Annotated in this window: 14 protein-coding genes; 5 read left to right on the forward strand and 9 right to left on the reverse strand. The window is 66.7% G+C overall.

Annotation, left to right across the window (positions count from 1 at the left end; genetic code table 11):
- Positions 1-32: 32 nt before the first annotated feature.
- Positions 33-1,838: a DUF885 domain-containing protein gene (locus tag ABQ039_RS12875; RefSeq protein WP_184609064.1), complete on the forward strand. Its 1,806-nt coding sequence runs from the start codon at positions 33-35 to the stop codon at positions 1,836-1,838.
- 305 nt (positions 1,839-2,143) lie between these two features.
- Here ABQ039_RS12875 and ABQ039_RS12880 read toward each other — a convergent pair whose 3' ends face one another.
- From ABQ039_RS12880 to ABQ039_RS12905, 6 genes are all read right to left on the reverse strand, one after another.
- Positions 2,144-3,976 carry an ABC transporter ATP-binding protein gene (locus ABQ039_RS12880; RefSeq protein WP_184609062.1) on the reverse strand — a complete coding sequence of 611 codons (1,833 nt, stop codon included), beginning with the start codon at positions 3,974-3,976 and terminating at the stop codon, positions 2,144-2,146.
- A gap of 177 nt (positions 3,977-4,153) precedes the next feature.
- Positions 4,154-4,750 (reverse strand): plasmid pRiA4b ORF-3 family protein, encoded by a 597-nt coding sequence (locus ABQ039_RS12885; RefSeq protein ID WP_184609060.1) that lies wholly within the window; start codon positions 4,748-4,750, stop codon positions 4,154-4,156.
- Between the two features lie 189 nt (positions 4,751-4,939).
- The gene (locus ABQ039_RS12890; protein ID WP_184609057.1) at positions 4,940-8,011 is read right to left on the reverse strand and encodes an efflux RND transporter permease subunit; all 3,072 of its coding nucleotides are present in this window, start codon (positions 8,009-8,011) and stop codon (positions 4,940-4,942) included.
- Positions 8,008-9,108 (reverse strand): efflux RND transporter periplasmic adaptor subunit, encoded by a 1,101-nt coding sequence (locus ABQ039_RS12895; protein WP_260297153.1) that lies wholly within the window; start codon positions 9,106-9,108, stop codon positions 8,008-8,010. Before ABQ039_RS12895 ends, ABQ039_RS12890 begins: the two co-directional genes overlap by 4 nt.
- 28 nt (positions 9,109-9,136) lie before the next feature.
- Complete coding sequence (locus ABQ039_RS12900) at positions 9,137-9,955, reverse strand: MipA/OmpV family protein (RefSeq protein ID WP_349778094.1); 819 nt, start codon at positions 9,953-9,955, stop codon at positions 9,137-9,139.
- A gap of 36 nt (positions 9,956-9,991) precedes the next feature.
- Positions 9,992-11,434 carry an efflux transporter outer membrane subunit gene (locus ABQ039_RS12905; RefSeq protein ID WP_260297150.1) on the reverse strand — a complete coding sequence of 481 codons (1,443 nt, stop codon included), beginning with the start codon at positions 11,432-11,434 and terminating at the stop codon, positions 9,992-9,994.
- Between the two features lie 118 nt (positions 11,435-11,552).
- Here ABQ039_RS12905 and ABQ039_RS12910 point away from each other — a divergent pair, with 118 nt between their 5' ends.
- Entirely contained in the window at positions 11,553-12,242 is a 690-nt protein-coding gene (locus tag ABQ039_RS12910; protein WP_046343487.1) for a response regulator, read from the forward strand.
- The gene (locus tag ABQ039_RS12915) at positions 12,239-13,432 is read left to right on the forward strand and encodes a cell wall metabolism sensor histidine kinase WalK (protein WP_104577117.1); all 1,194 of its coding nucleotides are present in this window, start codon (positions 12,239-12,241) and stop codon (positions 13,430-13,432) included. Before ABQ039_RS12910 ends, ABQ039_RS12915 begins: the two co-directional genes overlap by 4 nt.
- A 62-nt stretch (positions 13,433-13,494) precedes the next feature.
- Here the strand turns inward: ABQ039_RS12915 and ABQ039_RS12920 are convergent, their stop codons facing one another.
- The 3 genes from ABQ039_RS12920 to rraA all read right to left on the reverse strand — a co-directional run bounded on the left by ABQ039_RS12920 (position 13,495) and on the right by rraA (position 17,203).
- Positions 13,495-14,760: a cation:proton antiporter gene (locus ABQ039_RS12920; RefSeq protein ID WP_104554007.1), complete on the reverse strand. Its 1,266-nt coding sequence runs from the start codon at positions 14,758-14,760 to the stop codon at positions 13,495-13,497.
- A 327-nt stretch (positions 14,761-15,087) separates the two neighbouring features.
- Positions 15,088-16,698 carry a serine hydrolase gene (locus tag ABQ039_RS12925; RefSeq protein WP_349778064.1) on the reverse strand — a complete coding sequence of 537 codons (1,611 nt, stop codon included), beginning with the start codon at positions 16,696-16,698 and terminating at the stop codon, positions 15,088-15,090.
- A 4-nt stretch (positions 16,699-16,702) separates the two neighbouring features.
- Entirely contained in the window at positions 16,703-17,203 is a 501-nt protein-coding gene (rraA, locus tag ABQ039_RS12930; protein ID WP_024939752.1) for a ribonuclease E activity regulator RraA, read from the reverse strand.
- A 280-nt stretch (positions 17,204-17,483) separates the two neighbouring features.
- Between rraA and ABQ039_RS12935 the strand changes: the two genes are divergently transcribed.
- Both ABQ039_RS12935 and ABQ039_RS12940 read left to right on the forward strand, forming a co-directional pair.
- Complete coding sequence (locus ABQ039_RS12935; RefSeq protein ID WP_349778063.1) at positions 17,484-18,317, forward strand: DUF72 domain-containing protein; 834 nt, start codon at positions 17,484-17,486, stop codon at positions 18,315-18,317.
- 37 nt (positions 18,318-18,354) lie between these two features.
- Positions 18,355-19,302 (forward strand): DMT family transporter, encoded by a 948-nt coding sequence (locus tag ABQ039_RS12940; RefSeq protein WP_016903967.1) that lies wholly within the window; start codon positions 18,355-18,357, stop codon positions 19,300-19,302.
- Positions 19,303-19,317 lie beyond the last annotated feature (15 nt).

Here is a 19,317-nt window from a genome sequence, read left to right on the forward strand (position 1 = left end):
ATGCTGGCGGATTGCTTCCATTGGAATCCACCATGCGTCAACGTCTGCTTGTCCTCGCCCTGCTCGCCGGCCTGAGCGCCTGCCAGCAGCAGCCCGAATCGCCGCGCGCCGGCACCCCCGATGCCGCGACGCAGGCTGCGCAGACGCCGGATGCGCGCTTTGCGGCGCTGTCCAAGCGCGCGCTCGACACCTGGATGCAGCTGTCGCCGGTCACCGCCACTCAGACCGGCGATCACCGTTTCGATACGCAGATCGACGATCTGAGCAGCGCAGGGCGCCAGCGCAGCCTGGAGGCCGGCAAGAAGCTATTGAGTGAGCTGGATGCCATCGAGGTGGCCAAGCTGTCGCGCGAGAACCAGGTCGATGCGGCCATTTTGCGCAACCAGCTGCAATCGGAAATCTGGAACACCGAGGTGCTGCAGAGCTGGGCCTGGGACCCGCAGGTCTACAACGGCCTGGCCGGCAGCGCGCTGTATGGCCTGATGGCGCGCGACTTCGCGCCGCTGTCCGAGCGCCTGAGCTCCGCCACACAGCGCATGGAGAAGATTCCCGGCATCTTTGCGCAGGCGCGCGCCAACCTGGACCCGGCCCGCGTGCCGAAGATCCATGCCGAAACGGTGGCCAAGCAGAACAAGGGCATCCTCAGCATCGTCGATACCTTCATCGCGCCCAATATCGGCCAGCTCGGCCCGATCGAAGCGGCCCGCGCGCAGGCCGCCATCGACGATCTGCGCAAGGCCGTGGCCGAGCAGCAGACCTGGCTGGATACCGTGCTGGTGCCCAATGCCAAGGGCGATTTCCGCGTCGGTGCGCAGATCTACGACCAGAAGCTGAAATTCGCGCTGCTGTCGTCGTTGTCGCGCGCCGAGATCAAGCAGCGCGCCGAGTCCGAGCTCAAGCGCGTCCGCAGCGAGATGTACGGCATTGCCCGCACGGCGCTCAAGGACAAGCCCGGCGCACCCAAACTGCCCGAGACGCCCAATGACGACCAGCAGCAGGCCGCCATCGAGGCGGCGCTGGAACTGGCCTATGCCGACAAGCCGGCACGCGACAAGGTGGTCGACGACGCCAAGGCCGCACTGGCGCAGTCCACCGAGTTCGTGCGCCAGAAGGATCTGATGACGCTGCCCGATTCGCCGGTGGACATCATCCTGATGCCGGAGTTCCAGCGCGGCGTGGCGGTGGCGTACTGCGATTCGCCCGGCCCGCTCGACAAGAATCTCAAGACCTTCTATGCGGTCTCGCCGATTCCCGACGACTGGAACGACAAGCAGGTCGATTCGTTCCTGCGCGAGTACAACAGCCGCATGATCCACCTGCTCAGCATCCACGAAGGCACCCCGGGCCATTACCTGGAAGGCTGGCATTCGGCCAAGTTCCCCTCCACGCTGCGCGCGGTGCTGCGCTCGGGCATGTTCGCCGAAGGCTGGGCGGTCTACACCGAACGCATGATGCAGGAACAGGGCTATCTGGATAACGACCCGCTGTTCCACCTGGTGCAGCTCAAGTTCTACCTGCGCACCATCGCCAACGCCATCCTCGATCAGGGCGTACATGTGGATGGCTGGGAACGCGACAAGGCGATGCACCTGATGATCCACGACACCTTCCAGCAGGAAAGCGAAGCGGCGGGCAAGTGGGTGCGTGCGCAGCTGTCGTCCGCGCAGCTGCCGACCTACTTCGTCGGCGTGCAGGAACATCTGGACACGCGCAAAGCGGTGCAGGACAAGCTGGGCAAGGACTTCAACCTGAAGGCGTACCACGACCAGATGCTGTCCTACGGCGCCCCACCGGTGCGCTTTGCACGCGAGTTGATGCTGGACCAGCCGATCGAGTGATTGATCCTTCTCCTACCGGGAGAACAAGCACTCTTCGCCCCTCGGGAGAAGGTGTCCCGCAGGGGCGGATGAGGGTGCGGGCGAAGCCTGGTGTGGCCGGAACTAGCGAGTGGCTTCGCCCCGTACCCTCACCCCAACCCCCGCTCAGCGCCCCCGGCCCGCGCTTGCGGCGCGGGCGCTCCAAGGCACGCGCGCCAGTGGCGCGCAAGCCGTGCCTTGGCGTCCCGGCAGGAGAGGGGCGTATTGCTGCGGTGGTTGCACGTTTGTGCAGCCCACTAATTTGCGCAGCCCACTAAACAGCGACCTCAGCCATCCGCTGCAACAAACCCGCCGGTCTGCCGCGCCCACAGGCGTGCATACAGCCCGCCCTGCGCGATCAGTTGCGCATGCGTGCCGGTCTCGACGATGCGTCCGGCATCCATCACCACCAGCCGGTCCATGCGCGCGATGGTGGAGAGGCGGTGCGCAATCGCGATGACGGTCTTGTTGCCCATCAACGCGTCCAGGCTATCCTGGATCGCCGCTTCCACTTCCGAGTCCAGCGCCGAGGTGGCCTCGTCCAGGATCAGGATCGGCGCATCCTTCAGCAGCACGCGCGCAATGGCGATGCGCTGCCGCTGACCGCCCGACAGCTTGACCCCGCGTTCGCCCACATAGGCATCGAATCCGCGCCGGCCTTCGCCATCGACCAGCGTGTCGATGAAGCCTTCCGCGCGCGCCTTGCGCACCGCTTCCAGCATCTGCGCGTCGCTGGCCTGCGGCCTGCCATACAGCAGGTTGTCGCGGATCGAACGATGCAATAGCGAGGTGTCCTGGGTGACCAGGCCGATCTGCCCGCGCAGGCTTTCCTGGGTAACCTGGGCGATGTCCTGCCCGTCGATGAGGATGCGCCCCTGCTCCAGGTCGTACAGCCGCAGCAGCACGTTGACCAGGGTCGACTTGCCCGCGCCCGACGGCCCGACCAGGCCGATCTTCTCGCCAGCACGCACCTGCAGGTCCAGCCCGGCGATCACCCCGCCGCGCTTGCCGTAATGGAAATGGATGTGCTCGAACTGCACCTGGCCGTGCGTCACCTGCAACGGCACGGCGTCGGGCGCGTCCTGCACCAGCACCGGCTGCGAGATGGTCTGCATGCCGTCCTGCACGCTGCCGATGTCTTCGAAGATGCCGTTGACCGTCCACATGATCCAGCCGGACATGTTGTGGATGCGGATCACCAGGCCGGTGGCCAGCGTGATCGCGCCCACGCTGATCTGGCCGCGGCTCCACAGCCACAAGGCCAGCCCGCAGGTGCCCACGATCAGGAAGCCGTTGGCCACCGCGATGGCGGTATCCATCGTGGTGGTCACGCGGGTCTGCCCGCGATGCTTCACCGCCAGCTCGTCGATCGCATCGCGCACATAGGCCTGTTCGCGGCCGGCATGGGCGAACAGCTTGAGCGTGGAGATATTGGTGTAGCCGTCGACGATGCGCCCGGTGGCCTTGGAGCGTGCATCCGACGCGATCCACGCGCGCGCCTTCATGCGCGGCACGAAGAACGCCATCAGCGCGACATATACCACCAGCCAGATCAGTAGCGGCAGCATCAGCCAAGGGTCGGCCTGCGCAAACAGCCACAGCGCGCTGCCGGTATAGACCACGATGTACCAGAGCGCATCGACCATCTGCACTGCCGATTCGCGCAGCGAGGTCCCGGTCTGCATCACCCGGTTGGCGATGCGGCCGGCGAAATCGTTGTTGAAAAAGCCCAGGCTCTGCCGTACCACGTAGTTGTGCATCAGCCAGCGCGAGCGGTTGCTCAGGCCCGGCACGATCGCCTGGTTGACCAGCAGGTTGTGCAGCCCGGTGAACAGCGGGCGCGCCACCAGCGTGATTGCCGCCATCCAGAGCAATTCGCCGGCATGACGGCGGAAGAAGTCCGCTCCCGGCCGCTCCGCCAGCATGTCGACGATGCGCCCGAGGAAGTCGAACATCGCCACTTCCACCAGGGCCAGCAACAGCCCGGCGATCAGCGTGGCCAGCAGGATCGGCCATAACGGCCGCAGATAATGCAGATAGAACCGCCACACGGTGCGCGGCGGCATTTCCCGCTCGATCGGCGGGAAGACATCGATCAGGGATTCGAACCAGCGGAACATCGCAGACACTTTCGGGAAAAACCGGGAGATCAGGCTAGCTGATCGCGCGTCAAGCTGCAGTGGCGCTGGCGTCGGGTTGCTGCAGCATCACCCGCACGGCAGGCTGCGCTGTGCGCGGCAGGCAACCGGCCCGTCGCATCGGTTCCGGTTGCCCGGGTCATGCGGCGTCGGTCGCGCTTATTCGCGGACACGTGCGAGCAGGCGGTTGACCTCGACCAGATCGAAATGGCCCGGATCGAAGCGCCCGCCCAGGGTGGCCAGCTCCTGCACATGTTGCGCATGCTCCGGGTCGGCGATGATCCGCAGCAAGGCCTGGTAGCTGTCGATTCCTTCGCTGCTCTCCGGCGGGCAGGCATTGGTGCCGTCCACGCAACGGGCCGCGCGCAGGCTCGCGTCCGGCGGCAGGATCGCCTCAACCTGGACGCGGTGCTGCCAACCCGCGCCGGCACCGTAGAAATAGTCGAACCGCTCCAGCTCGCCCACCGCGCTTTCGATGCTGACCCGGGCAGCATGCTTGAGCCGTGGCCGCTCCGGCACATCCAGCCCGGACTCGCCGTAGCGGCCGCCGCCCAGGTCGAATTCGTACGGATGCGCACCGTTCCAGCCCATCAGCGGTTGCAATACACGATGCAGCGTGGCCAGGCGCAGCGCTCCGGCCACCAGCACGCGGCGCCAGATCAACGGCGCGCTATCCACCAGCGAAACATGCAGCTGATATACCGGCGCAGGCGTGGGTACCGCCTGCTGTGCAACTTTCTTCTTGGCCTTGGTCATCGGGTCTTGGTCGTGTCTCTCAGTCGCCAGTATGGCGGCAGCGGCCCGCGCCTGCATGGCCCCGCTCCGTCAGCGCTGCGCCATGCGATGTGCGATGTGCGATGTGCAGCATGTCGCGCGATCACGCATCGACGATGCCGCCCACCGTCACGCCAGCATCATTGCGCCGCCGCCCTCGCCCGCCCGGATTTACGCCACACCCGCTGCACGCGCCGGCAGTCGCAGGCCGAACAACAGGTCATACAGGATCGGGATCAAGCCCAGCGTCACCAGCGTGCCCAGCGCCAGGCCACCGATCATGGTGATGGCCATTCCGGTCCACAGCGGCCCGGCAAACAGCATCAGCGGAATCAAGCCGACGATGCAGGTGAGCTTGGTCATCACGATCGGGCGCAGCCGCTTGACCGCTGCGGCGATCACCGCCTCGCGGCGTGGCAGGCCATCGGCAAGCTCGGCTTCGATGCGTTCCAGCAGCAGCACCGCGTTGTTGACGATGATGCCGGCCAGCGCCAGCAAGCCGAAGGTCGCCATGAAACCGAACGGATAGCCGGTGATCACCAGGGCCAGTGCCGCACCGATCAGCACGAACGGGACTGCCGACAGCACGATCAGCAGCTTGCGGAACGAGTTGAACTGCCACACGAACAGCAGCAGGATCGCGCCCAGTGCGTGCGGCATGTATTGGAGCAGGGCCTGGTTGGCCTCGGCAGAATCCTCCAGCTCGCCACCGATCTCCAGCCGATAACCGGGTGGCAGCTTGAGCGCGGCCATCGGCACCGACAGGCGCTCGACGATCTCGGTCGCGGTCAACTGCGGGTTGCGTGCGGTCACGGTGATCGCACGGCTCAGGTTGCGCCGCTGGATCGCCGACGGCTCGCTGTCGTGCAGCACCGTGGCGACCGCCGCCAGCGGCACCGGCGCACCGCCGGCTTGCGGGTACACCAGGGTGTCGCCAGGTGTGCCGTCGGCGGCGCGTTCCTGCGCACTGCCACGCCACACCACGGCCACCGAGCTGCCATCGTCGCGCAACAACGAGGCATCCACGCCGCTGTAGCGCGCCTGTAGCGCCTGCGCAATGTCCTCGCTGCTCACCCCGGCACGCCGCGCCCTGAGCTGGTCCACTTGCACCACGTAGCGCGGAATGCGCGCCTGCCAGTCGTCCTGCACATCCACGGTGCCCGGCAACGCGCGCAGCGCCTTTGCAATCGCAGCGGCGCTGCTGCGCAGTACCGTCTCGTCGGGGCCGACCACGCGATACACCGCCATGCCGGCTTCGGTCGCGCCCAGCGAAAACCGCTTCGGCTCGGCGCGCACGGTGGGGAAGTGGCTGCGGACATGCGCACGTGCCCGCGCTATCACTGCATCGAGATCGGTGCCCGGGCGCACGCTCACGGTGAAGTACGCCATGTTGGCCGCCGGCAGCGGGGGATTGAGGCCCAGCACGATGCGCGGGCCGCCATCGGCGACATAGCCGATGCTGTCCACCACCTCCGGGTTGGCGCGCCGATCGGCCAACCAGCGGCTCAGCGCGCGCACCGTGCGCAGGGTTTCACGCGTATCGCTGCCTGCCTGCAAGGTCACCGGCATCTGGAACTGCAGACGATCGGACTTGGGCAGAAAATCGTAGGGAATCGATACCAGCACCGCGACCGCCACCGCCAGCATCGCCGCCATGCCGGCGATAAACAGCGCCTTGTGCATCAGCACGCGCTCGATGAGGCGGCGGTAGCCACGATAAAAGCGCGACGGCTCCTGTTCGCTGCCGTGTGCGACATGTGCCTTGGCGAAATACATGCACAGCAGCGGCGTCACCGTGATGCTGAGCAGCCACGAGCCCAGCAAGGTCACGCCAAGCACGGTAGCCAGCGAGCGCAGATATTCGTTGGTGCTGGTCTGGCCGAAGAAGAACGGCGAGAACGCCAGCACGATCACCAACGATGAGGTCAGCAACGGGGTGGCCAGGGAGCGGCCGGCGTCGATGCAGGCCTGACGGCGCTGTTCTCCGGCAACCAGGCGGCGTTCGATGTCTTCGGCAATGACAATACCGTTGTCCACCAGCAGGCCGAGCGCCAGGATGATCGCCGCGATCGACACCGTCTGCAGCTCCACGCTCAGCACGCGCATGACGATCAGCGAGGCGAAGATGGTCAACGGCACGATCGCGCCGACGATCAGGCCGGTGCGCCAGCCCAGGAACAGCATCACTACCGCCATGACGATGACGATGGTCTCGCCCATGACGTGGTGCATCTTGCCCATCTCGCGCTCGACCACGTCGGCCTGGAAGGTGACCACGTGCTGCGCAAAACCTGCGGGCAATTCCTGCGCGGTCTGGCCCAGCTTGGCGCGCAGCGTTTTGCCGAAGTCGGCGATATTGCTGCCGGGCTTCATCGAGACCGACACCACCACCGCCGGCTGGCCCTGGTAGACGGCAGCGCTTTCCGGCGGATCGGCAGGCATCACCTGTACCTGCGCCAGCTCGCCCAACGCCACTTCGCGCACGCCATTGGCATTGGGTGTCGGCAAGGTCAGCAACAGGTTCCGCAACTGCGCAGGCGAGCGTATCTCCCCGGAAGTCGCAACCGTCATCGCCAGCCCGGACACCGTCGCCAGCCCGCCGGAGGCCACCACATTCTGCGAGCGCAACTGCGCCATCACGCTGGCAGGGCTCAGTCCGGTCGCCAGTAGCCGCGCGCGATCGAACGCCACATACACGCGCTCGTCCTGCAGCCCGTACAACGCCACCTGCTCCACGCCAGGCAGGGTATACAGCTGCTCGCGCAGGCGCCGCAGCGGCCCACGCATCTCGCTCATCGAATAGCCTGGTGCGGTGACTGCGATCGAGGCCACCGACACCCGTCCGAAGTCATCGTCGACCAACGGTCCCTGCGTGCCCGCAGGCAGTTGCGCACCCGCCTCGGCGGCCTTGGCCCGCACGCGCTGCCACAACGCCGGCAGATCCTGCACATCGTCGTAGGCGGTCAGCTGCACGATCGCGCTGCCTGGCCGCACCGTGCTCACGATGCGCTTGATGCCGGCCAGTTCGCGCAGGCGCTCTTCGAGGGGGCGCGCCAACAGGGTTTCCACCTGCTCGCTGGGCATGCCCGGAAACGCCACCGACACAATGGTGTCGCGCACGGTGACCGAGGGTTCTTCCTGCGAGGGAAAACCGACGAACGCCACGATGCCGCCGAGCAGGATCATCACTGCCGCGAACAAGGTCAGCCGGCTCGACCTCATCGCCATCCGGGTCAGCATCATGGCGCCTGCCCTCCGCTCAGCTTGGTTTGCATCTGCAACGGCGCCACCGGCTGGCCATCGATCAAGAAGCCCACGCCTGCGCTGACCACTTGGTCGCCGGCCTGCAGCCCGCGCCGGACCTGGATGCGGCCGCCGACGATCGACCCGAGCTCGACTGCGCGCTCGCGCACGATCCGCTGTGCCGGCTGATACACGAACACGCTGGCCCGTTGGCGATTGAGCCTGGGCAGTACCGCAGACAGCGGTACGCTGGGCGTGCTCGCAGCCTGCGCGGGCAACTGCAGCAACACACTGTCGCCACTGCGCATCGCGTGCGGCGCGCGCACCACCTCCAGAATCGCCAGCGCAGTGGCACCGTTGTCCAGCCGGCTGGACAGGCTGCGCAGGCGCAATGTCAGCGGCACCGCAGGCTCGTCGGCCAGCGTGGCCTGCACGGTCTGCCCAGGCGTCAGCCCGGCGGCAGCAACAGGCGGCAGATTGGCGAGCAATTGCAGATGCGCCTGCCCTTCCAGCTGCAACACTGCCTGCCCCGCCCCCACATCGGCCTGCGGTTGCTGCAGGCGTGCGACCACGGCGCCATCGAAGGGTGCGCGCAGCTCACCAAGACGCGATGCACGCCGCGCCAGCGCCAGGTCGGCCTTTGCCACCTGCAGTTGCGCGGTTGCCGCATCCGCCGCCGCGCGGGCGGCGGTCAGCGTCGCCGCCGAACTGGCACCATCGTCGAACATGGCGTGCTGCTGGCGCAGTTGCAGCTGCCGCTCGCCGGACTGCGCCATCGCCGCGCGCAGGTTCGCGTCGGCCTGCTGCTGGCGCAATTGCAGCGGCTCGGCATCCAGGCGTGCCAGCACCTGCCCTTTCTCTACGCGGTCGCCCACATCCACCAGCACGGCGGCGATGCGTCCGCCGCTCTCGAACGCCAACTCGGCCCGTTGTTGCTGACGCGCCATTGCCGGCACCTGCAGCCACCCATCGCGGCCGGAGCCGAAGCGCTCCAGCTTGACCGCCCGCGGGGTCTCGGCCGCCGGCGCATCCGGCCGGCTGCAGCCGGCCAGCACCAGCAACAGACCGCAACACACCATGGTGCGAAGAACATCCATCATCACGCTATCCCCTGCCATGTGCCGTTCAGCGGCTGTAGGTCACTGCAACCGTGCCGCCGACAAAACTGCGGCGTGCAACCAGCGGGCTGTCCGTGGCGTTGTCCGCATAGCGGGTGCCGGTCACGCTCACGGTGGTGGCCCAGTGATCGCCCAGCGCATGCGTCCAGCTGCTGCCCACCGCGGCGGCATACACCCCGGATCCGGTACTGAAGGCCTGCCAGCGCGTCCGCGCCGCCTGCGCGTCGGTGACCCCGAAATAGGCCTGGTTGAAGCGACGATCGCCGGCATGCACATCCAGATCCAGCGTCACCGTGTCGCTGGCGCCATGCAGCAGGGTGAACTCCACGCCGGCGCGATAGCGGTTGCGCCGCGCGTCCTGCTTGAGCGCGAATTCGGCTTCCGCGTTGACGTTCATGTACGGCGTGATCCGCTGCATCACCAGTGTGCGTGCGGTGACCGACCCCGGTACATCGCCCATGCCCGCCAGCACGCGCGAACCCGGACGCCAGTCGCTGTCGCGTTGCAGGCGGCCCAGGTCGTAATACAGCGGCTGCGACAGATAGAAGCCGGAATCGCTCTGGAACTGCAGACCCGCGCCACGCGCGGTGTCAAAGAACAGCATGCCGCGCTGGACCACCAGCACCGGGTTGGCCTGCACGCGCGCGCGCTCGGCGCCGGCATACCGCGGTGCCGCAACCGCTGCCGCGCCCACGGTGAGATCGGTGTGGTCGCCCAACAGCCGCGAGCTGCCGGTCAGATCGGTCTGCGCGTGCGCGAGGCATGGCAGCAGCAGGCTGGCAACGAACGGCCAGGCACGCAGTGTGGTGTCACGAGGCAGCTGCATGGAAAACAGGATGGCCATGAAAATCTCCGTCAGCGATCAGGAAAGGGATGGCAGGCAAACGCCGTAGAACGCCTGAAACAGGGCAATCCGGCTCAATAGGCGTTGGCGTGCGGTGGTCAGGTAATCCAGTTGCACCTGCGTGGCGCGCAGGCGCTCGGTCAGCAGCGTGGTGCGATCTTCCAGGCCTGCCTCCACGCGCCTGCTGAGCCGTGTCATGCGCGATTGCTCACGCTCGGCCTGCGCACGTGCACGCGGTTCGGAGTCGGCCAGGGTGGCGTGCGCGTCGAGCGCATCGGCGACCTCGCGGAAGGCGGACTGGATCGCCTGTTCGTAGGCCGCGACATCGGCGCGCTGGCGCAGCTGCGCCAGCGCGAGATTGGCGCGGTTGCGGCCGCCGTCGAACAACGGCAGGTTCAATTGCGGGCTGAAGCTCCACATGCCGTGGCCGGCGGAAAACAACCCGTTCAAGCCATCGCTGGCGGTGCCCACGCTGCTGCTCAGGGTGATCGATGGAAAGAACGCGGCGCGTGCTGCGCCGATGTCGGCGTTTGCCGCGCGCAGTTCCAGCTCCGCCTGCTGGATGTCCGGGCGTTGCAGCAACAACGAGGAATCCAGCGCACGCCACGCCGTGCTGGGTGTATCTGCGGCAATCAGGCGCTGCAGGTCGCCCGGCACCGGCAAGCTGTCGTAGCCAACCAGCAGTTGCAGCGCGCGCAATGCCGCAGCGTGATCGTCGGCGCCCTGCAAGGCCGCAGCATGGGCCTGATCGGCCTGATGCTGCTGGCCATCGCGCTGGTCGCGCGCGATCAGCCCAATCCGGTACTGCCGCTGTGCGATGGCCAGCAGCGCAGCGCTGTCGGCATCGGCTGCTTGCAGCTGCTGCAGCGCCTGGCTGCTTGCGCGTTCGGTGGTGTAGGCGCGCAGCACCTCGGCAACCAGCGCGCCCCGGGCCGCATCGCGCCCATGGGTGCTGGCCAGATAGCGCTGCCGCGCCGCCTCGGACATGGCCTGCAGCTTGCCGAAGAAGTCCAGCTCGAGATTGCCGATGCCGGCGTTGGCAACGACCAGATCCTGCGCGTAGCGCGCGTCCAGGGCCGGATCGTCGAAGCGCTGCCGCACCTGTTGTGCACCCACGCCGATGCTTGGCACGCGCGCGGAGCGCTCGATACGGTACTGCGCCCGTGCCTGCTCCACCTGCAAGGCAGCGCGACGGAAGTCGCTGTTGTGCGCAAGCGCGCGTTGCAGCAACGGGCGCAGATCGCGATCCGGTGCGAACGTCTGCACAAACGCGCGTTCCTGCAGATTCAGCTCGATCCCCGCCGGCTCGCTCGGTCCCACAGCGGCCATCGCCTGCTGGCTGCCGAAGGTGCCCGGCACGGTCACCGCCGGTCGCTGGTAAGTCGGCGTCAATGAACAGCCGCCCAGCAACATGGCGATTGCCGCATTACGCAGGGCGCGGAAACAACGAGGCGCGGTCATTTGTGGAATCATGATGTCGGAGCACACGAGCCAATCTCGACCGACATCCTCGACCTGCAGCGTCCAGGTTGTTTGCGGGAATTATCCAGATTTGATCGAGACGACAGGGCAACACGCCATGACAGGCAAAAAGGTTCTGCTGGTGGAAGACGATGCAGACAGCGCCAGCATCCTGGACGCCTATCTGCGTCGCGACGGCTTTGACGTTGCCATCGCCGGAGACGGCGAGCGGGCGATTCACCTGCATCGTCAGTGGGCGCCGGATTTGGTGCTGCTGGACGTGATGCTGCCCAGGCTCAGCGGTATCGAAGTGCTGTCGGCGATCCGCCGCGCCAGCGATACGCCGGTCATCATGGTCACCGCCATTGGCGACGAGCCGGAGAAGCTGGGCGCACTGCGCTATGGTGCCGACGACTACGTGGTCAAGCCGTACAGCCCCAAGGAAGTGGTGGCGCGCGTCCATGCAGTGCTGCGCCGAAGCGTGGCGGTGCGTGCGCCGGGCGAGCCGCTGCGGCATGGCCGCCTGAGTGTGGACCTGGCTGCGGTGGTGGCCACCGTGCACGACCCGGCCGGGGCTCAGCTGGCACTGGACCTGACCCCGACCGAATTCAACCTGCTCGCCATCCTGCTCAAGACGCCGTTCAAGGCATTCACCCGCAGCGAACTGCTCGATGCCTGCCTGCCCGACAGCGATGCACTGGAACGGGTGGTGGATTCGCACATCCACAACCTGCGCCGCAAGCTGGAGGTGCACGGCATCACCGGCGTGCTGGTCACCGTGCGCGCGGTGGGATACCGCTTCCAATGAATGCCCTGCGGCGCTTCAACGCCTGGCGCCGGCAAGCGCCGCTGTGGATGTGGGTGGGCGTGCGGATGAGCGCACTGGCAGTGGTGACCGTGGTGGTGATCGCCTTCGGCATGTGGTGCTACTTCAACCTGCGCGACAGCCTGATCCTGGGCAAGCTACCGGCGGCGGCCCGCACCGAAATCGAACAACTGCGCGAACAGCCGGTCGCCAACGAGGCACGCCTGTGGCAACTGCTGCAGCAGTACTACGATGTGGAAAATTTTCTGCCCGGGCTGGCCAACCCTGACTGGTGGACGCTGTGGGCCATGGTCGCCCTCTCCATCCCGGTGATCCTGGTCTGCGGGCTGCTTGCATCGCGTCCGTTGTCGCGGCAATTTTCCCAGGTGGCCAGGGCCGCGCATCGGGTCAGCGATGGCGACTTCGGCGCACGCGCGCAGGTGGTGGCAGGCGCACCGGACGAGCTCACGGCGCTGGCGGACGACTTCAACGCCATGGGCGGCAAACTGCAGCAGTACGAACGCGAACTGCGCGAGTCCAGCGCAATGCTGGCACACGAACTGCGCACCCCGCTCAACGCAGCGATGGGCCGCGTACAGGGCATGCTGGACGAGGTCTTCCCGCGCGATCCCGAGCAATTGCGCCTGGTCCATCGCCAGCTGGAACAGATCAACCGGCTGATCGGCGACCTGCATCTGGTGTCGCTGGCGCGTGCCGGCCAGCTGGTGCTGGAGCCGGACAGTTTCGATCTGCATGAGCTGATTGCCGAGCGGGTGGAATGGGCAGGCCCGACAATCCGCGCGTTGCAGACGACGGTCACCGCGCCGGCACCTTCCGGGCTACGCGTGTGCGCAGACCGCCATCGCCTGGGCCAGGTGTTTTCCATCCTGATCGACAACGCACTGCGCTACGCCGCCGCAGGCAAGGTGCTGGATATCGAGTTGCGCCGCGATGGTGCGCATGTGCTGGTCACGCTCGGCGACCGTGGCCCCGGCGTGGAGCCTGCGCAGCTGCCGCACCTGCTGGACCGCTTCTGGCGCGCGGACAGTTCACGCGCGCGCCATTCCGGTGGCAGCGGCCTGGGCCTGGCGATCGCATCGGCCATCTGCCAGGCGCACGATGGCCGCTTGATCCTGGGCAATCGCGCCGGCGGCGGGTTGTTGGCCAGCGTGCAACTGCCGTTGTCGCGCTGAGGCGTTCGCGCGATTACGCCGCCACGCTTGCGTCGGCCTGGCATGCCAGGCCGCTGCGAGGATCAGCGCTGCTGCAGGCTCGGCACCGCAGCGGTCACGTCGGCATGGCGACGCATGATCCAGTTGAACAGCGGCGTGGCCATCAGCGTGGAGAGGATCGCCATCAGCACCAGCACCGAGAACAGGCCTTGTTCGATCACACCGGCCTGCAACCCGATGTTGATGATGATCAGTTCCATCAAACCGCGTGCATTCATCAGCGAGCCGATCGCCATCGCATCGCGGTTGTTCTCGCCGGTGATGCGTGCGGCGGCCCAGCAGGCCAGTCCCTTGCCGATGAACGATGCGGCCAGAATCGCCACGCCGGCCAGCATGATCTGCGGCTGCAGCAACACGCTCAGTTGCGTCTTCAAGCCGGAATAGGTGAAGAACATCGGCAGCAGGAACACCACCACGAACGGCTGCATCATCTCGCGCAATTTTTCGGTCAACGCGCCCCTGGGCAGGCAGACGCCGAGCAGGAAGCCGCCGAAGACTGCATGGATGCCGATCGCATCCATCGCCCAGGCGCTGAGGCAGAACAGCATCAGGATGACCGCCAACACGCCATTGCTCAGCGGTTGGTCCTGCACCACGTAACGCTCGAGACGACGCAGCAGATGCCGGCCGACAAAGATCATGAACGCCGCATACGCAACGCCGCCGCCGATGGCCAGATAGGCGCTGCCCCAGCTGCCGCCGAAGCTGGCCAGCACCACGGCAAGAATGCACCACGCCGCCGCATCGTCGAACGCACCTGCAGTGAGTGCCAGCGTGCCCAACGGGCTATTGGTCAGCCCGCGCTCGTGGATGATGCGCGCCAGCATCGGGAAAGCGGTAATCGCAATGGCCGCGCCTAGGAACAGCGAGGCCTCCATCAACTTGGCTTTTTCCGAGAACAAGCCCTCCACGTTGATCAGCCACGGACACATCGCGAAGGCCAATGCGAACGGCACCGCGATCCCGGCCAGCGACACGCTCATCGCACTGCGATAGCGTGCGCGGAAATGATCGCTGCGGAAGTCGGTGCCGACCAGGAACATGTACAGGCCCACGCCGAACTGGGCCAGCACATACAGCACGTCCAGCGTCTGCTTGGGAAACAGCGCCGCCTGCACATCCGGCAGTAATATGCCGAACAGCGACGGTCCCAACGCCACGCCGGCAATCATCTCGCCGACTACCTGCGGCTGCCCCACCCGCTTGGCCAGCAATCCCACCAGACGACAGATCAGCAGGATCACCGCAGCCTGCAAGAAGAAATACACTGACATCTGCGGAGTGGTCATGCGTTGGGCAACATCCCTGAGAAGTGCGCGGATCATAACGAGCCGTGCCGGCCGGCGATAGCCATCGTGCAGCTGGCGCCAAGGCACCGGCGGGCGCCGGCACGCCTGCAGCGGCAGGCCCGATCACGTGACGCCTGCGCGCCGAGCCCGGTTGCCGGCGCGTTCTGTGATCAATGCCTGCTGCAGCCCACATCGCGGCGCAGATGGCACACCAAAGCGCCGCAATCGGTTGGGGATAACGTGGACACCAAACCGATACTGCACTGGCCGCCGGCCACTACACGCTCCGTGCAGTGACCGTGCCCCGCTTGCAGGACGAGGGATGTGTCACTTGTGTCCCGTTTGCTCCGCTGCCACCGGCGTCAACACCAGGTCCTGGAAATCGAAGCTGAAATCGGTCAGCGGCGAGATCGCCTCCATCCGCATCTCGCGCACCGCACCATCCGGGGTCAGCGCGAAATTGACGAAGGCATCGGCATTCAGGCTGCGATCGTCCCAGCGCACGATGAAGCTGTCGTGCTGCCAATGCTCCAGCGTGCCGATCAATTGCGCGGTCTTGGAAAACTGCAGGCGCAGGCGCTTGCCGTCCTGACGGATCACCACGTCGCCATACCACGGGTCGCGATAGGTCGCCGCATAGCTGCGCAGCGGCAGCGACGGCGTGGAGCGCGCTGCGCGTGCGTCCTGATGTTTCTTCCAGCTGGTGTCCGCATCGCCGTCGGCCTTGGCCACCGCCTTGGCATAGGCGGCGATCCAATCGGTGGCCGGCACCTGCAAGAATGCATCCAGCACCTGCAGGGTCACCGCATTGAAGGCCGCACCGATCTCCTGATTGGTCAGCACCACCACGCCCAGTTGCTGGTCGGGCACCAGCGTCAGCCGCGACACCATGCCCGGCCAGCCGCCGGTGTGCCACACCAGCCGATGGCCGCGGTAATCGCTCAGGCTCCAGCCCTCACCGTAGCCGGAAAAATTGGGGCGTGCTGCCGCCAGCTCCGGCACGGCTGGGTCGGCAATCGCGATCGGTGTGATCATCGACCACATCTCCTGCTGCCGTTTGGCACTGAACAGCGGCGTGCCATCGGGCAGGACGCCGCCGGCCAGTTGCACCTTCATCCACAACGCCATGTCGTGCGCGCTGGAATAGATGCCGCCGGCACCGGAGTTGTTGGACCAGGTCAGCGGCGCGACCGTGCGCAGCTCGGTGAAGTCGTACTTGGCATGGCCCACGGCCGCGTTGTCGCCCGGCTGCAGATGGTCGGCATTGAAGCGCGTACCGCGCATGCCCACCGGGGCGAAGATGCGTTGCTGCAGAAACGCCGCATAGGTCTGCCCGGAGACCTGCTCGATCACCTTCTGCGCCACCGCATACAGGATATTGTCGTAGGCGTAGCGATCGCGGAAACCGCCCTTCAGCGGCACCTTGGACAGGCGCTGCACCACTTCGTCGGTGCTGTAGCTGGTGGTCGGCCAGAACAACAGATCGCCCGCGCCCAGGCTCAGGCCGCTGCGGTGCGCGAGCAGATCGCGCACACGCATCTCGCCGCTGACGTACGGGTCGGACATGCGGAACCATGGCAGGTGGTCGATGACCTTGTCGTCGAGCGAGAGCTTGCCCTCGTCGGCCAGGATCGACAGCGATGCGGCAGTGAAGGCCTTGGTGTTGGAGGCGATCGCAAACAGCGTGTCGGCCTGCACCGGCGCAGGCTTGCCGATCTCGCGCACGCCGTAGCCACGCTCCAGCACCACCTGCCCATCCTTGACGATGGCCACCGCAATGCCGGGCACATCGAACTGCTTGCGCACGCGTTCCATCTGCGCGTCGAACTGCTGCATGCCGGCGGGAAGCTCGGCCGCCTGCGTCGTCACCAAGCTTGCCAGCATCAGCATGCCTCCACTCAGCCATCGGTTCACGGTCACTGTCGCACGTCCTCTCATTCGCTCAGGTCGATCCGCCGGCACTGTCCAGCGACAGCGGCAGCGGTGCCACCAACACGCCGTTGCCATCGGCATACAGCCAATGGCCGGGCACGAAGGCCACGCCGGCAAAATTCACCGGCACATCCACATCACCCAGATCGCGGCGCTCGGTGCGGCGGGGGCAGGCGCCCAGCGCCAGCACGCCTAGCGGCAGCGTGGCCAGGATCTCCACATCGCGCACGCAGCCGTGGATCAACACGCCGGCCCAGCCGTTGGCGACCGCCTGCATCGCGATCTGGTCGCCCAGCAGCGCGTGCTTCAACGAGCCCTGCCCGTCCACCACCAGCACGCGGCCGTCGCCAGGCGTGGAGGCCAGCTCGCGCACCCGCGAGTTGTCCTCGAAACAGCGCACGGTAACGATCGGCCCGGAAAATGCCGCACGTCCGCCATAGGAGCGGAACAACGGTTCGGCGATGCTCACCTCGGGAAAGCGGTCACACAGATCGGGCGTGGTCCAGGTCATCGCTGCGGTCCGAAAGTGGCGATCTGCGATGGTAGCGGCATGGCCGCGTCCGCGTAAGCCGCCGATCGCCCCGCCGGCTGGCCGGGCGGTGCCTGCATCGAGTGCACAACGCCTGCATGCCGCCGCGCGCCAACGGCCGCGCCTGCCTGGCAGTGCGCGCAAGCGTTTGGGGCCGCGCTGCTTCGCCGCGGAGCCGGCGGGGCTATCATCTGGGCGGCTTGCCACATCTGTGCGTCTGCGAACATGCCAGGCGCGCGCTCACGCCAACGTGGAATCTGTCATGACCGATCTGTTCGCCGCCACCCCGCCCGCGCTCGATGGCATCCACGTCGGTATCGGCGGCTGGGTGTATGCGCCATGGCGGGCGGGGATGTTCTATCCGCAAGGGCTGGTGCAGCGCCGCGAGCTGGAATACGCAAGCCGCCACGTCACCGCCATCGAGATCAACGGCACGTATTACGGGACGCAGCAACCGGCCACCTACGCGAAGTGGCGCGACCAGGTGCCGCCCGGGTTCGTCTTCTCGGCCAAGGCACCGCGCCGCATCACCCAGTCGCGCAGACTGGCCGGCACCCAGGCGCAGGTGGACGACTTCATCGGCGGCATTGTCGAGCTCGGCGACACGCTGGGGCCGCTGGTGTGGCAGTTCGAACAAGGGCATCGGCTGCAGGCCGACGACCTGGACGCCTTCCTGTCGTTGCTGCCCAAACGTGCCGGCAAGCGCGTGCTGCGCCATGTGCTGGAAATCCGCGACCACGACGCAGTGGATGCCGCGCTGCTGGCATTGGTGCGCCGGCATGGGGTGGCCACGGTGTTCACCGATTCGGACGAGCATCCGTCCTTTGCCGATCTGTCCACCGACTTTGTCTATGCGCGGCTGATGCGCAGCCAGGCGCGCCTGCATGCCGGCTACCCGGCGCCGGCACTGGCGCGCTGGGCCGAGCGCATCCAGGCCTGGCGGCGCGGCGACGATGTGGCGGACCTGCCGCATATCGACGCATCGATCCACGCCGCAGCCACGCCGCGCGAGGTGTTCGTGTTTTTCATCAGTGCTGCCAAGGAGCGCAATCCGGCCGCGGCGATGGCGTTGCTGCAGGCGTTGGGGGCGCGCTGACAGGGGCGTTGCGTCGCGTCTTCGGCGACAATGGCGCATGCCCACGACCGACCTGCGCAAGGCGCAACTGCAAATCCATTTCTGCGTCCTGCTCTGGGGCATCACCGCGATCCTGGGCAAGCTGATCACGCTGCCCGCGTTGCCGTTGGTGTGGTGGCGCATGTTGATCGTGGTGGTGGCGCTGGCGCTATTGCCGCGGGTGTGGCGCGGACTGCGCGGGTTGTCCGGACGCGTGGTGCTGGGCTATTGCGGCATCGGCGCCCTGGTGGCCCTGCACTGGCTGACCTTCTACGGCGCGATCAAGCTGGCCAATGCCTCGGTGGCGGCGACCTGTATTGCACTGGCGCCGGTGTTCACCGCCGTGATCGAGCCATGGGTGACGCAACGCCCCTTCCGCCCGCGCGAACTGCTGTTCGGCCTAGCGGTGTTGCCCGGCGTGGCGCTGGTGGTCGGCGGGGTGCCGGATGGCATGCGTGCCGGCGTGGTGGTCGGCGCGATTTCGGCGGTGTTCGTCGGCCTGTTCGGTTCGCTCAACAAGCGCATGGTCGCGCATGCCGACCCGCTCACCGTCACCGCACTGGAGCTTGGCGCCGGCACCTTGACCCTGACGGTGCTGGCGCCGGCCATGCCGTTGTTGCTGCCGTCGCTGCATGGCGACCTGATGATCATCCCCAGCCTGCACGACGGCGTCCTGCTGCTGGTGCTGTCGCTGGCCTGTACGCTGCTGCCGTTTGCGCTGGCCCTGGTGGCACTGCGCCATCTCAGCGCCTACTCGGTGCAGCTGGTGACCAACCTGGAACCGGTCTACGCCATCGTGCTGGCGATCGCCCTGCTCGGCGAGCAACGCGAGCTGACCGTGCAGTTCTATCTCGGCGTGGCGATCATCCTCGGCGCGGTGTTCCTGCATCCGGTGCTGGAACGCCGGCGCAAGATCGTGCATCCGGAGCTGCTCGGCACTGCCGAGGCGAAGAACATCGTCGACTGACCGCACGGCGCAACC

Source organism: Xanthomonas sp. WHRI 6108 (assembly GCF_040202385.2).
Taxonomy (GTDB): domain Bacteria; phylum Pseudomonadota; class Gammaproteobacteria; order Xanthomonadales; family Xanthomonadaceae; genus Xanthomonas; species Xanthomonas arboricola.

Coding starts and splice junctions, on each gene's coding strand:
- ABQ039_RS12875 (WP_184609064.1), top strand. CDS start 33: ATGCGTCAACGTCTGCTTGTCCTCGCCCTGCTCGCCGGCCTGAGCGCC.
- ABQ039_RS12880 (WP_184609062.1), bottom strand. CDS start 3,976: ATGTTCCGCTGGTTCGAATCCCTGATCGATGTCTTCCCGCCGATCGAG.
- ABQ039_RS12885 (WP_184609060.1), bottom strand. CDS start 4,750: ATGACCAAGGCCAAGAAGAAAGTTGCACAGCAGGCGGTACCCACGCCT.
- ABQ039_RS12890 (WP_184609057.1), bottom strand. CDS start 8,011: ATGATGCTGACCCGGATGGCGATGAGGTCGAGCCGGCTGACCTTGTTC.
- ABQ039_RS12895 (WP_260297153.1), bottom strand. CDS start 9,108: ATGGATGTTCTTCGCACCATGGTGTGTTGCGGTCTGTTGCTGGTGCTG.
- ABQ039_RS12900 (WP_349778094.1), bottom strand. CDS start 9,955: ATGCAGCTGCCTCGTGACACCACACTGCGTGCCTGGCCGTTCGTTGCC.
- ABQ039_RS12905 (WP_260297150.1), bottom strand. CDS start 11,434: ATGACCGCGCCTCGTTGTTTCCGCGCCCTGCGTAATGCGGCAATCGCC.
- ABQ039_RS12910 (WP_046343487.1), top strand. CDS start 11,553: ATGACAGGCAAAAAGGTTCTGCTGGTGGAAGACGATGCAGACAGCGCC.
- ABQ039_RS12915 (WP_104577117.1), top strand. CDS start 12,239: ATGAATGCCCTGCGGCGCTTCAACGCCTGGCGCCGGCAAGCGCCGCTG.
- ABQ039_RS12920 (WP_104554007.1), bottom strand. CDS start 14,760: ATGACCACTCCGCAGATGTCAGTGTATTTCTTCTTGCAGGCTGCGGTG.
- ABQ039_RS12925 (WP_349778064.1), bottom strand. CDS start 16,698: ATGAGAGGACGTGCGACAGTGACCGTGAACCGATGGCTGAGTGGAGGC.
- rraA (WP_024939752.1), bottom strand. CDS start 17,203: ATGACCTGGACCACGCCCGATCTGTGTGACCGCTTTCCCGAGGTGAGC.
- ABQ039_RS12935 (WP_349778063.1), top strand. CDS start 17,484: ATGACCGATCTGTTCGCCGCCACCCCGCCCGCGCTCGATGGCATCCAC.
- ABQ039_RS12940 (WP_016903967.1), top strand. CDS start 18,355: ATGCCCACGACCGACCTGCGCAAGGCGCAACTGCAAATCCATTTCTGC.